The sequence below is a fragment of the Nocardia sp. NPDC059764 genome (genome assembly GCF_042732555.1).
GTDB lineage: Bacteria > Actinomycetota > Actinomycetes > Mycobacteriales > Mycobacteriaceae > Nocardia.
Map to the genome: position 1 here is coordinate 1 of NZ_JBHWHH010000215.1, position 11,189 is coordinate 11,189.

General features: G+C 66.1%; 15 protein-coding genes. 7 read left to right on the forward strand and 8 right to left on the reverse strand.

The genetic code is table 11. The annotated features are described in order from the left end of the window. Positions 1 to 576: 576 nt before the first annotated feature. The gene (locus tag ACFV4K_RS31435; protein ID WP_379279825.1) at positions 577 to 780 is read right to left on the reverse strand and encodes a hypothetical protein; all 204 of its coding nucleotides are present in this window, start codon (positions 778 to 780) and stop codon (positions 577 to 579) included. Positions 781 to 925: 145 nt separating this feature from the next. Here ACFV4K_RS31435 and ACFV4K_RS31440 point away from each other — a divergent pair, with 145 nt between their 5' ends. After that, a complete protein-coding gene (locus tag ACFV4K_RS31440) occupies positions 926 to 1,648 on the forward strand; it encodes a sterol desaturase family protein (RefSeq protein ID WP_379279827.1) in 723 nt (240 codons plus the stop codon). Here the strand turns inward: ACFV4K_RS31440 and ACFV4K_RS31445 are convergent, their stop codons facing one another. Beyond that, entirely contained in the window at positions 1,649 to 2,095 is a 447-nt protein-coding gene (locus ACFV4K_RS31445) for a hypothetical protein (protein ID WP_379279829.1), read from the reverse strand. Between the two features lie 191 nt (positions 2,096 to 2,286). Here ACFV4K_RS31445 and ACFV4K_RS31450 point away from each other — a divergent pair, with 191 nt between their 5' ends. Continuing rightward, positions 2,287 to 2,997: an SDR family NAD(P)-dependent oxidoreductase gene (locus ACFV4K_RS31450; RefSeq protein ID WP_379279831.1), complete on the forward strand. Its 711-nt coding sequence runs from the start codon at positions 2,287 to 2,289 to the stop codon at positions 2,995 to 2,997. A 9-nt stretch (positions 2,998 to 3,006) separates the two neighbouring features. Here ACFV4K_RS31450 and ACFV4K_RS31455 read toward each other — a convergent pair whose 3' ends face one another. Continuing rightward, positions 3,007 to 3,723 carry a VIT family protein gene (locus ACFV4K_RS31455; RefSeq protein ID WP_379279848.1) on the reverse strand — a complete coding sequence of 239 codons (717 nt, stop codon included), beginning with the start codon at positions 3,721 to 3,723 and terminating at the stop codon, positions 3,007 to 3,009. Positions 3,724 to 4,014: 291 nt separating this feature from the next. On the opposite strand from ACFV4K_RS31455, the gene ACFV4K_RS31460 reads away from it, so the two are divergent. Beyond that, a complete protein-coding gene (locus tag ACFV4K_RS31460) occupies positions 4,015 to 4,296 on the forward strand; it encodes a hypothetical protein (RefSeq protein WP_379279832.1) in 282 nt (93 codons plus the stop codon). Positions 4,297 to 4,307: 11 nt separating this feature from the next. On the opposite strand, the gene ACFV4K_RS31465 is transcribed toward ACFV4K_RS31460, so the two are convergent. The 3 genes from ACFV4K_RS31465 to ACFV4K_RS31475 all read right to left on the reverse strand — a co-directional run bounded on the left by ACFV4K_RS31465 (position 4,308) and on the right by ACFV4K_RS31475 (position 6,778). Then, on the reverse strand, positions 4,308 to 5,150 hold the full coding sequence (locus ACFV4K_RS31465) for an SDR family NAD(P)-dependent oxidoreductase (protein WP_379279834.1): 843 nt from the start codon (positions 5,148 to 5,150) through the stop codon (positions 4,308 to 4,310). 162 nt (positions 5,151 to 5,312) lie between these two features. Continuing rightward, complete coding sequence (locus tag ACFV4K_RS31470) at positions 5,313 to 6,140, reverse strand: alpha/beta fold hydrolase (protein ID WP_379279836.1); 828 nt, start codon at positions 6,138 to 6,140, stop codon at positions 5,313 to 5,315. A gap of 83 nt (positions 6,141 to 6,223) precedes the next feature. Beyond that, positions 6,224 to 6,778 (reverse strand): carboxymuconolactone decarboxylase family protein, encoded by a 555-nt coding sequence (locus tag ACFV4K_RS31475; RefSeq protein ID WP_379279837.1) that lies wholly within the window; start codon positions 6,776 to 6,778, stop codon positions 6,224 to 6,226. Positions 6,779 to 7,038: 260 nt separating this feature from the next. On the opposite strand from ACFV4K_RS31475, the gene ACFV4K_RS31480 reads away from it, so the two are divergent. The 3 genes from ACFV4K_RS31480 (at position 7,039) to ACFV4K_RS31490 (ending at position 9,445) form a co-directional block, all read left to right on the forward strand. Beyond that, positions 7,039 to 7,683, forward strand: a complete 645-nt coding sequence (locus ACFV4K_RS31480) for a hypothetical protein (RefSeq protein ID WP_379279839.1) — start codon at positions 7,039 to 7,041, stop codon at positions 7,681 to 7,683. A 95-nt stretch (positions 7,684 to 7,778) separates the two neighbouring features. Further along, positions 7,779 to 8,813, forward strand: coding sequence for a fused (3R)-hydroxyacyl-ACP dehydratase subunits HadA/HadB (locus ACFV4K_RS31485; protein WP_379279841.1), 1,035 nt, complete (start codon positions 7,779 to 7,781; stop codon positions 8,811 to 8,813). 242 nt (positions 8,814 to 9,055) lie between these two features. Then, entirely contained in the window at positions 9,056 to 9,445 is a 390-nt protein-coding gene (locus ACFV4K_RS31490; RefSeq protein ID WP_379279849.1) for a substrate-binding domain-containing protein, read from the forward strand. Between the two features lie 36 nt (positions 9,446 to 9,481). Here the strand turns inward: ACFV4K_RS31490 and ACFV4K_RS31495 are convergent, their stop codons facing one another. Further along, entirely contained in the window at positions 9,482 to 9,898 is a 417-nt protein-coding gene (locus tag ACFV4K_RS31495; RefSeq protein WP_379279843.1) for a carboxymuconolactone decarboxylase family protein, read from the reverse strand. A 100-nt stretch (positions 9,899 to 9,998) separates the two neighbouring features. Between ACFV4K_RS31495 and ACFV4K_RS31500 the strand changes: the two genes are divergently transcribed. Further along, positions 9,999 to 10,901 carry a LysR family transcriptional regulator gene (locus ACFV4K_RS31500; protein WP_379279844.1) on the forward strand — a complete coding sequence of 301 codons (903 nt, stop codon included), beginning with the start codon at positions 9,999 to 10,001 and terminating at the stop codon, positions 10,899 to 10,901. 55 nt (positions 10,902 to 10,956) lie between these two features. Here the strand turns inward: ACFV4K_RS31500 and ACFV4K_RS31505 are convergent. Continuing rightward, on the reverse strand, positions 10,957 to 11,189 hold a 233-nt coding region (locus tag ACFV4K_RS31505), incomplete at its 5' end, for a 3-oxoacyl-[acyl-carrier-protein] synthase III C-terminal domain-containing protein (RefSeq protein WP_379279846.1).

The following is an 11,189-nucleotide window of genomic DNA, read 5'->3' on the forward strand; positions in this document are numbered from 1 at the left end:
GCTTCCAGTCGCCCCCAAGAATCGGGGCACACAATCTGACATGCGATCGCTTCACAGTCGATAGCCTCGGGACCGCTACACCTACCGAACCGGGGGACTTCTCAGTGTCCAAATTCGAAAAACGAACAAAAGCTCGCGGAACACTCGCTGCCGCCGTGCTTTTCACAGGGTTGGCTGCAGCCAAGGGCGCGGCCGTCGCCGCACCGGACGCCTTGCAGCCCGTTGCGACAACCGGGTCCTCGAGCGCGTCCGCGTCGGCCTCGGCGGACCCCATGCCGTGGGTCTACGCGGGGAACTCCGCACTGTGGGGGTCTCCCGTGATCGCTCCAATCCTCAATGCACTCTTCGGATGCAGCGGTTCTTCGCTACGGCTGGCTTGCAACCCCGTTGTCGGGGCCGGCGGCGGATAGCCGAAATCCCCGACCCCGCCACGCAACTCTCAACCAAACGAACTGGGAGACACACAGTGTCCGAATCTCATAATCGGAGCAGGCTTCGCGGAACAATCGCTGTCGCTGTGCTTTTCACCGGCCTGGCTGCCGCCAAGGGGATGGCCGTCGCCACACCGACCGCCGTTCAACCCGTCGCGACCAGCGGGTCGGCAACCACGTCCTTGAATACACAGCCCGTGGTGGCCACCGGTTCGAGTGACCTGCCTGCGTCGCTCCTGGCTCCGCTCATGAACGCGCTTTTCGGATGCAGCAGTTCTGCGTGCCCCACCGGTCGCGGGTCCGGCGTCGGATAGTCGAAATCCCCGACCCCGCCACGCAACTCCGACAAGGGCCCCACGGTGGATTACACTCGCATCTTCATGTTGGTGATACCGGCATATTTGTTCACATTAGTCATCGAATGGGTTTCCTGGCGTCGCAGTGCGGGCGGGGATCGGAAGCGTGGATTCTATCGTCCCGATACCTGGAACAGCGTGGTGATCGGTATCGCGAGCAGGGTTACCCGTTCACTGGAGAACCTGCTCGTCCCATTTTCTTTCGTCCTCGCCGGGGCCGTCTTGACGCCGATTCAGCTGCCCGCCGACCGATGGTGGACCTGGGGCATCGGACTGATCGTGACCGATTTCTGCTACTACTGGGGACATCGGGCCGATCACCGGGTTCGCGTATTGTGGACGGCTCACAGTGTGCATCACTCCAGTGAGCAGTTCAATTTGACCACCGGGATCCGGATGCCATTCCTGATGCCCTTCGCAACTTTTCTCCACAATGCCGCGTTCATGCCCGCAGCCTTGATCGGCGTCCCGCCGTTCATCATCTTCTTCTGGCAGTTCGCCAGCTCGATCTACCAGTGGCCCATCCACACCCAGCGCATCGGCTTCTTGCCCGCACCGATCGAGTACATCTTCAACACCCCCTCGCACCACCGCGTCCACCACGGCGCCGACAATCCCTACCTGGACAAGAATTACGGTGCCGTGCTGATCATCTGGGACCGCATATTCGGCACCTACGCCCATGAATCCACCCCCGTGACCTACGGATTGACGAAGAACGTCGGGACCTTCAATCCGATCAAGACGAACTACCACGAGTTCATGGCCATGCTGACGGACATCGGCCAGGCACGGGGCGCGCGGCCGGTGCTGCGCGCGGTGTTCGGCCCGCCCACCGCTCGGGCGGATTCGATTGCTTGATCAAGCAGTAGCAGGAGCAGATGCACCGGGCCGCGGTGGACATCGAATCGGTCGCCGAGGCGTACTTCGAGAGAGTTGATCAGGCGGCGTGGCCGGTCCGGTGCGACAACTCTTGGAACGCGTCGTCGACGGCTCGTCGCGCTGCCAGGCGGGCTTCCTCGAGCGGGACCATTTCTGGCTCATGCTGTAGGCGGCATGCAGGTCGGCCTCGATCAAGCGGCGGACGTAGGCGCTCTTGGACAAGCCGAGTTCGCTTGCGCGGATTCCGCAGCGAAGGTCCAGATCATCGGACATCTTCACTGAACGAGGACGCAGACCCGTTCTATTATCGGCCTCGGTATCGGCGGCCAGCTCTGTGTCCATCGGCTCTCCGGGACGTACTTCGAGCCGATTCATGATCTCGGCCATTGCTTCTGGGCTGATGTCATTCATCTCGGGATCAGTCATTGTGGGTCTCCTCCCACTGTTCGAACTGGTAGAGGATGGCCACCGGGTGGAGACTACCCTGAGGGTCCTAGGGACTACCATGGCCAAACGGTTGGTACCTAGTCCTGCGAATGAGATGTACCGGCGTGGCAGCGTGAGAACGGCGTATCCGCGATTGACATGGAGTGCGCTCCAGATCTTATGGTCGGGAAATGAGCAGAGTTCTGATCACGGGCGCCAACAAGGGGATCGGCTTCGAGGCTGCGCGACGGCTGGTGGCGGAAGGGCACACCGTGTATATCGGGAGCCGGGATGCTGAGCGGGGCCGGCGGGCGGCGGAGGAGATCGGTGCGTTGGCTGTTCAGCTCGATATCACCGACGACGGGTCGGTGAATGCCGCAGCAGCTGCGATCGAGGCTGACGGTGGGCTGGATGTGCTGGTCAACAATGCGGGCATTCAGACGGAGATGGGTGCGGACGGGACTGTGCTGGGGGCCGCCGAGCTGACGGCGGACATGATGCGGGAAGCTTTCGAGACCAACGTGTTCGGGACCGTGCGGATGCTGCATGCGTTTCTGCCGCTGCTCGAGAAGTCCGATGCGCCGGTGGTTGTCAACGTCAGTAGCGGGCTGGCTTCGCTGCGCCGGATCACTGCCGAGGGAGACACGGCCTATCAGTACCCGGGTGTTGCGTATCCGGCGTCGAAGACCGTGGTCAATGCGCTGACGATTCAGTATGCCAAGGCTTTTCCGCGTATTCGGATCAATTCGGTGGAACCGGGTTTCACCAGTACCGATCTGAACCACAACCTCGGGCATCAGACGGTGCGGGAGGCGGCGGAGATCATCGTGCGGATGGCGCAGATCGGTGCGGACGGGCCGACGGGTGGGTTCTTCGACGCGAAGGGCCCGCTGGCCTGGTGATCGGGTGGGTCAGATGGTGATTCCGACGATGTGGCCGATGGCGTAGGTAGTGATCATCGCGAGTGCGCCGCCGGCGAGGACGCGGATGGTCGCGCGGGCGACGGGAGCCTGTCCGAGGCGCGCGCCCACCGCGCCGGTCAGAGCCAAGGCGGCCAGGACCGCGCCCATGGTGAGGGGAACCCGGATCGCCTGGGGCGTCAGGATTGCCAGGAGCGGGAGCAGTGCGCCGAGGGTGAAGGACAGGGCCGAGGAGAGGGCCGCGTGGAGGGGGTTGGTGAGGTCGTGGGGGTCGATGCCGAGTTCGGCCTCGACGTGGGCGGTGAATGCGTCTGCGGCGGTGAGTTCTTCGGCCACCGCCTGAGCGGTGGCCGGGGATAGGCCCTTGGCTTGGTAGATGGCAGCCAGTTCGGCGAGCTCGGCTTCGGGTTGTTCGGCCAATTCGCGGCGTTCGGTTTCCAGCAGGGCGCGTTCACTGTCGCGTTGGGTGCTGACGGAGACGTACTCGCCGAGGGCCATCGACACCGCGCCCGCGGCGAGTCCGGCCACGCCCGCGGTCAGGATCGCGGTGCTGTTGCTCGTCGCTGCCGCGACACCGACGACAATGCCCGCGACGGAGACGATCCCGTCGTTCGCGCCCAAAACGCCCGCACGCAGCCAATTCAGACGGGTGGCCAATCCTGTCGCATGGGGTTCGGCGGGATGCTCTAGCGCCACCGAACCAGTCATTTCGTCCCTCACCAGGGGAACGGTAGTAGTTCACAACGTTTGCCGCCAGCAAAGAAAGGCTCACCGAAATTAGGTAATGCATTGCATATCAAGGGGTTTCGGAGTGGCCTGAGCCGCGGGTGATCCGCGACACGGCGATCGCGACACGTTTGCGACAAGCAGATTCTCGGTGGATTCGGGCCATGCGCGACGCGGGTTGGCCGTAGCGTTGTCTTCGGCGTCAAGCGGATCGGGTAAGAGAGCGGCAGGATGCGGCCACAACCGTCAGCGATCGGATACCTCCGGCATGATGTGTCGGGGGCACAGCAGCAGTGGGACGAGGCTCAGATCCAGCATCTGGCTCGTCGGCTCGGCTATGACCTGTGCAAGACAGTGGTCTTCGGTCCCGAGACCGATCGGCCGTTGGTCCGGGTCCGCACCCTGGTCTCCCGCATGGAGGCCGACGCGGTGATCATCCCGAGCCTGGCGCACTTCGACGGCCACATCCCCGATGACATCGTGCAGGTCGCCGACATCATCACGGTGAGCCCCGAAAACACCTACGCGCGCTGGGCGATTCCGCCGGTGGAATGATCCGGTACGGGTCAGATGCCTGCTGCGCGCACCAAACTGTCCGCCAGCCGCGGCGACACTGTCGACAGCAGCCGCAAGGCCGCGGCATACGTGGGATACAGCTCGACCGGACGGTCACGCACCGCCGTGAGCACCCAGTCGGCGGCCTGTTCCGGCGTCAACGCGGCCTGGGCGTCGTAGTCGCTGGTCGGGCTGATCATCGGCGTACGCACGAGCGGGAATCCGATTGTGGTGACAGCGATTCCGGTGTCGTGGCATTCCGCGCCGAGACTGCGCCCGAACGCTGCCAGCGCGGCTTTCGAGGCGTGGTAGGCGCTGAACTTGGGCATGACACCGGCGGTGGTGCCCCAGGTGCCGATGTTGATGATGTGGCCGCTGTTCGCCTCCCGCAGCGCGGGCAGCAGGGCCAGGGTCAGGCGAACGGGCCCGAAGTAGTTCACGGCCATGGTCCGCTCGTAGTCGTGGGCCCGATCGGTGGCGTCGAAGGCATTGCGTCGGATGGACCGCCCCGCATTGTTGACCACGATGTCGGGGGTGCCGAAATGCTCGAGCACGGTGGCAGCCAGCTCGCCGACCTGTTCGGGATCGGTGAGATCGCAGGGCATCGGGTGGGCGACGCCGCCGTCGGCGGTGATGGCCCCGCAGGTCTGCTCGAGCCGTTTCCGGTCCCGGGCCACCGCGAGGATCCGCGCGCCGCGGTCGGCCAGCAGATGCGCGGTCGCTTCGCCGATGCCCGAGGACGCTCCGGTCAGAATCACGGTGCGGCCGTGCAGATCCGGTGTGCTGGTCGCGCCGACGATCGATCGGATCGAGGGCGTCGGCTGCAGCAGCGCGGAGGCCAGATAGTTCTTCATAGCGGTACCCGTCGTCGGTGGCGAGGTCGGCGGATGCGGGTAGCTGGATCTCGACCCACACGAATTGACTGATCGGTAAATTACGACGGGGGCAGTTCGCTGTCAATCAGCGACGGCCATGCGCCGGCCCTCGAGCTCGGCACCTGGCCGTCGCCGAACCCGCTAGTCGGCCTCGATGACTTCGCGAACCTTCTTGGCGAACGCGTCGGGCTGCTCCATGAACCCGGCGTGACCGCCCGGGAAGAGAGTCGGCTCGATGCCCAGCTCAGCGCCCAGGGCACGCGAGGTGCGATCGCAGAAGAGGTCCGCAGACTCGTCGCCGATGCCGATGACGATCGTCGTCGGGGTGGCGCACAGCGCGTCCAGGGCAGGCTGCCAGCCGGAGGTGGTGCGCAGTTCGTGGCGGTAGAAGAAGTCGTCGGAGGCGATGGCCCGCGGGTCCCGCTCGCCGCCGAACATCTGCTGCAGCATCTCCTCCGGCATGTACAGACCGGACATCTCACCGAACTTGCGCATCGCGCCGATCGCGTCACCGGTGTTGTACACGTCCACGATCTCGTCGGTCCGCGCCCGCAGTTCTTCCCGGTTGTCGAGCAGTTCACGCAGCGGCGGCTCGTGCGCGATGAGCGTCGACACCAGCTCGGGCCGGTCGATGGCGAGCGCCAAGCCGGTGATCGCGCCGCCGCTGGATCCGATCACCACGGCCGGGCCCTGACCGATGTGGGTGATCACCCGGGCCAAGTCGTCGGCGCGCAGTTCCGGCGTCGAGTCCTTGTCAGGGTCGGTCACGGTGCTACGCCCGTGGCCGCGCGGGTCGGGGCACAGGACGGTGTGGTCGGAGGCGAGCAGTTCGGCCAGCGCGCCGAAGGGGCCGGAGTCCATCGGGGCGCCGACCAATGCGATCAGCGGGCCGCTGCCGCGGACTTCGTAGTAGATGGTGCCGTCGGGCACCGCGACGGTTCCGGAGGTGATAGGTGCGGTCGAGGTCATGGTCTCTCCAAGTGGCTCGGAACGGGACACCTGAATTGACGGTACGACCGCGCCGAATTCATCGCCGCGAGAACAGAAGAGCCTCAGCCGACCTGCCGCCGGGATTCGGGCAGCGCGCAGGCGACACCCTCGGCCGCGCCGAGGGGGCGCACACCCAGCGCCTGGTTCAGCCGCGCCCGCTGGTTCTCCCACGCGATGGCGGCGGTCAGTTCGGTCAACTGGGACTTGTTCATCCGGCTCAGCAGCTGGGTGCGCAGGTCGTCGAGATCCAGGGAGGTCGGCGTGACCGTCATGGCCTCGGCGAAGGCGATCACCAGCTTCTCGGTGTCGCTGTAGGCATCGCTGTCCTGGTACGTCGGCAGGTCGCTGACCTGCGCTTCGGTCAGCCCGCCGAAGTGGGCCAGCGTGGAGCCGATGTCGAGACAGAACTGGCAGTTGACCAGAGCCGCGGTCTTGAGCTCGGCCAGTTCCTTGAGGGTCGGGTCGAGTTTGTTGGAGAACAGCAGCATCGTCTCGTGGAGCAGGGTGCTGACCAGCAGCTGTGGCCGCCGGATGAGCCAGCCGAACAGATCGGTCTGATTCTTGCGAGCTCGACCGATGGCCTTGACGTATTGAATGATTCGGGCAATTGCGCGCATGATGCCTCCCCATGGCGTTTCGCGGGATCTTCCCTGCGTATCAGCCTAGGCCGAACCTGCGACGCCTTGTAGTAGCAATGCGTGCCCGATTTCAGTGATCTACATCTACCGCCCGCGACACCCCCCCCACCGGATGCCGCACCAGCTTGCGCCTACCCGCCATCGCCACCCGCCCGGTTCCTGGGGTGTGACCCCCGGAAACGACGGATCACCTTTGATGGCAGGTGATTTCGTCGGACCGTCCTGTTAACTTGCGCGCCATGACTGAAGTGGTGCGGCATGGGGTCGGGTTGACGCGGCGGGTGATCGAGTCGGTGCGGACCGAGCCCGGGCGGGCGATGTTCGAGCCCGTTGCGTGGGTCGGCTACACGCCGTGGGTGGCGGGTGAGCCACGGCCCATGGACGAGGAAGCGTTGGCCGCTGCGGTGTTTCCGTCCGGGCGTCCGCTGTCGCCGAGCCTTCGGGAGTGGCTCGCGTTCGATACCACCTTGTTCGAGCGTTGCGGATGGTTCGCGGAGGACGGCGGATTCGCGCCGCGGCCGTTGGACGAGCTGGTCGGCGATGAGCTGGGGCAGCCGTGGGGTGAGACCTTCGAGGTGCTGGCCGAACGCTTTTCGGAGTGTTTCCTGCTGCCGGGTGGGTCGGACTCGCGGCGGGTGCTGGCGGTGGGCGCGGTCGATTCGCTGGGCGAGTACCCTGTGCTCGCTCTGGATGTCGACGACATGCCGTACGCGGGCCTGATGTACCCGGGCTTCGATGTATATGTGGCGGAAGTGGCAGGATTCGTCCAGTGCGAGTTCGAGACCTATACGGATCTGGGCTCGGATGCGGTGTACGGGCGGCGGATGCGGGAACATGCGGTCCGTAGTTTCTCAGGGCAGCTGTGTGCGGAGTATCCCTTCTGATGTTTTCCGCCGCGGGTGCCGAGTCATGTGAGAAGGTGTCGTTTCACTCATGATGTCGGTGGACCGCCACCGGTTACCGTGTGGAAGGAATCCGGATGGAGGAGGGCTTGGTGGAGGCGACGTTCGACGTAGCTGGTCTGGTGGGGCATCACTACCGCCTGGACGACTACTACGAGGTGGGCAGGGAGAAGATCCGGGAGTACGCGCGAGCGGTCCAGGACTTCCACCCCGCGCACTGGAGTGAGGACGCCGCCCGGGGGCTCGGATACGCCGGGCTGATCGCCCCGACCACGTTCATCTCCACCGCGGCGATGCTGGCCAATCGCAAGCTGCTGGAGACCGTGCTCGAAGGCTACGACGTGATCGTGCAGACCGATCAGGTCTTCGAGATGTTCAAGCCGGTGGTGACCGGCGAGCGGTTGGTCAGTGATGTCGAGTTGTCCTCGGTGCGCCGGATCGGCGGCAAGGATCTGCTCACCATCACGAACACGTTCAGCGACATGGCCGGTGACATCATGCAGGTCATGCATACCACCGTCGTGGGGCTGACCGGCGACGACGTCAACGCCGACATCAGCGCCACGATCGACCGGGTCATGATGAGCGGGCTCGAATCGACGCCCGCCGCTGCCGCCGACGCGGGCCGCGTGCCGGAGCCGGGCGACGCCGCACGGCATTCTCCGGTGTCGCGCCTGCGGACCCCGCTCACGTCGGTGCGATTCGAGGACGTCGCCGTCGGTGACGAGCTCCCCCCTCGGACCGTGACCCTGACGCGCGGCGACCTGGTCAACTACGCCGGGGTCTCCGGTGACGTGAATCCGATCCACTGGCATCCCGAGATCGCCACGCTCGCGGGCCTTCCCGACGTGATCGCGCACGGCATGCTCACGATGGGCTTAGGCGCGGGATTCGTGACCGGCTGGCTCGGCGACCCGGGCGCCATGCTCCGCTACGGAGTCCGGCTGTCGAACTACACGGTGATCGAAGCCGCCTCGGCGGGCATCGTCGAATTCACCGGCCGTATCAAGTCGCTCGATCCCGAGACCCGGACGGCCGTGGTCGTCATCGTCGCGAAGGCGGCGGGGCGCAAGATCTTCGGTCTCGCCACCGCCGACGTCCGACTCGCCTAGCCACGACGTTCCAGGTGGTGTCATCCCCAGCCACGACACCACCTGGATACCGTCGGCGATCGTGGCGAATCTGATTGCCATGACAACGCTTTCGCTCGACACCGTGACCCGCATAGCCGCCGCCTGGCCGATCAGTTGCCGCGGGTGACGAATCCGGCGTCGAGCAGGGTCTTGTAGTCGGGCAGGTCGCCCAGCGCTACGAGGGGTACACCTCCGTCGTCGGACCCGCTGCCGCGCAACGGATTCCCACCGACCTCACCCCGGCTGGCGCGTACGACGCCGTGCGGCGCCACCTCGCCGACCATCCCGCGCCGGACGGACTCGTGGTCGGCACCTACGCCCAGGCCGCCGCGACCTTGCGCGCGGTCGTCGATGCCGGACTGCGCATTCCCGAGGATGTCGCCGGCGTCGGCTACGACGCTGACGCTGCGAACACCCACGCTCCGCTGATCCTGACCACCGCGCAACAACCGATCGACGACATCGCCCGGGCTGCCCTGTCACGCGTCCTCGATGCAGCCGGACACCCGAACCCTCCCAGCGCTCCCCCGTCGCCCTTCGGTGTCCACCTCAGCCTCGGCGAAACCTGCGGCTGCACGCCGGAACGGACAACTTCCGCGCCCGTCGGATGACGCGGCCAGCTGGCGGCATCGAGCAGTGCAGGCAGGTCAGACGTTGCTGATCGGCAGTAGATCCCGCTCACCGAAGACCTTCTTGGCGACCAGGGTCGCGTTGATGGCCCGCGGCATCCCGCAGTAGACCGCGGAGTGCAGCAGCGCCTCCGAGATCTCCGACGGCGTCAGGCCGACGTTCAGTGCCGCGTTGATGTGCACGTCCAGTTCGATCTCGCAGCCCCCCAGCGCCGTCAACACACCCAGGGTGACCAGCTGACGGTCCCGCGGCGGCAGTTCGGGTCGGGAGTACATGTCCCCGAACGCCCACGCCACCACCTGATGCCCCAACTCGGGCGAGGTGTCGGACAGGGCGTCGACGATCCGGTGACCGGCCTCGCCGTCCACCTGGTTCAGCACCGACATGCCGTGCTCGTAGCGGCTCTGCTTCGTGCCAATTGTGTTCGTGGTCATCGTGATCCCTTCCTTGTGATGGAACCAGCATCGCCCGACACCGCCCGATCTCCGCTGGATGGGCATGAACAGATATGGTCCCCATGCTCAGGAGGTATGGATGGATCTACGACTACTCGGCTATGTGGTGGCGATCGCCGAAGCCGGCAGCATCAGCGCCGCAGCCCGGAACCTGAATCTGACCCAGCCGACGCTCAGCCGACAGCTGCGGGAATTGGAGCGGCGGGTCGGTGCCGAGTTGTTCGAGCGAGAGGGCCGCGGCCTGGTGCCGACAGCGGCCGGCAACGCACTGGTGGATCGGGCCAGGATCGTGTTGGCCCAGGCGCAGGCAGCCCTCGAGGATGTCCGGCTCGCCGCCGAGGGTCGTAGCGGAAAGCTGACCGTCACCTTCGCCGGTTCCGGCATCAACGGACCGCTCGGCGCGGTGCTGGGCCGGCTGCGGCGCGAGCTACCGCAGGTCGCGTTGCGGTTGGAGGAGAGCTTCAGCGACACCGCGATGTCGGCGGGCGTACTCGACGGCCGTTACGACCTCGCGGTCCAGCGGCTGCCGGTGCGGGATCCCCGATTGGTCACTCATGAGTGGTGGCACGAGCCGATGGCGCTGTTCGTCCCCGACGGCCATCCGGTCGGATTCGGACCCGGTCCCGCGCCGCTGGCCGCGCTGGGCCAGATCCCGCTGGTGTTGTGGCCGCGCGAGGTGTCACCCCAGTCCCACGACGAGATCCTCGCCCTCTGCGCGAAAGCCGGTGTGGTGCCGCGGATCGGCGCCGAGGGCCGCAGCGTGCAGACGGTGCTGGCACTGGTCGCGGCCGGATTCGGCGGGGCGGTGCTATCGGATTCACACCGCGCGCTGCGGCGGGTCGGAGTGATCGCCCGGCCGCTGGCCGGCACCCGGACGACACTGCGACTGGTGTGGCGCCGCGGCGACCGGAATCCGGCACTGGAACGACTGCGCGCGGTGCTGGCCGAGGTTCGTCCCGACGGCGAGCAGCCGCCCCGATGAAGGCCCGGCAGTCGTGGAGTCGGGATACCTTTGCGCGGGCGGAATCGGGTAGCGGCTACAGCGCGGGCAGGGTGACGACCTGCGCGCCGAAGGCGAGGCCCGCGCCGAGACCGGCTAGCAGTGCGGTGCCCCCGTGCAGGTATGGCTTCTCCTCGAGCAAGGTCGCCATAGCGAGGGGAATGGATGCGGCCGAGGCATTGCCTTGGTGGCGGATGTCGTCGGCGACAGCCACGCTGTCCGGCAGTAGGGGCGGCAAGGCGCCCAGCACCTCATGGCCCTCGCTGGTGC

Excerpts from the sequence above, each read along its gene's own strand:
- ACFV4K_RS31455 (WP_379279848.1), bottom strand. The coding sequence starts at position 3,723 with ATGACTGGTTCGGTGGCGCTAGAGCATCCCGCCGAACCCCATGCGACA.
- ACFV4K_RS31500 (WP_379279844.1), top strand. The coding sequence starts at position 9,999 with ATGGATCTACGACTACTCGGCTATGTGGTGGCGATCGCCGAAGCCGGC.
- ACFV4K_RS31485 (WP_379279841.1), top strand. The coding sequence starts at position 7,779 with ATGGAGGAGGGCTTGGTGGAGGCGACGTTCGACGTAGCTGGTCTGGTG.
- ACFV4K_RS31470 (WP_379279836.1), bottom strand. The coding sequence starts at position 6,140 with ATGACCTCGACCGCACCTATCACCTCCGGAACCGTCGCGGTGCCCGAC.
- ACFV4K_RS31450 (WP_379279831.1), top strand. The coding sequence starts at position 2,287 with ATGAGCAGAGTTCTGATCACGGGCGCCAACAAGGGGATCGGCTTCGAG.
- ACFV4K_RS31495 (WP_379279843.1), bottom strand. The coding sequence starts at position 9,898 with ATGACCACGAACACAATTGGCACGAAGCAGAGCCGCTACGAGCACGGC.
- ACFV4K_RS31445 (WP_379279829.1), bottom strand. The coding sequence starts at position 2,095 with ATGACTGATCCCGAGATGAATGACATCAGCCCAGAAGCAATGGCCGAG.
- ACFV4K_RS31465 (WP_379279834.1), bottom strand. The coding sequence starts at position 5,150 with ATGAAGAACTATCTGGCCTCCGCGCTGCTGCAGCCGACGCCCTCGATC.
- ACFV4K_RS31480 (WP_379279839.1), top strand. The coding sequence starts at position 7,039 with ATGACTGAAGTGGTGCGGCATGGGGTCGGGTTGACGCGGCGGGTGATC.
- ACFV4K_RS31475 (WP_379279837.1), bottom strand. The coding sequence starts at position 6,778 with ATGCGCGCAATTGCCCGAATCATTCAATACGTCAAGGCCATCGGTCGA.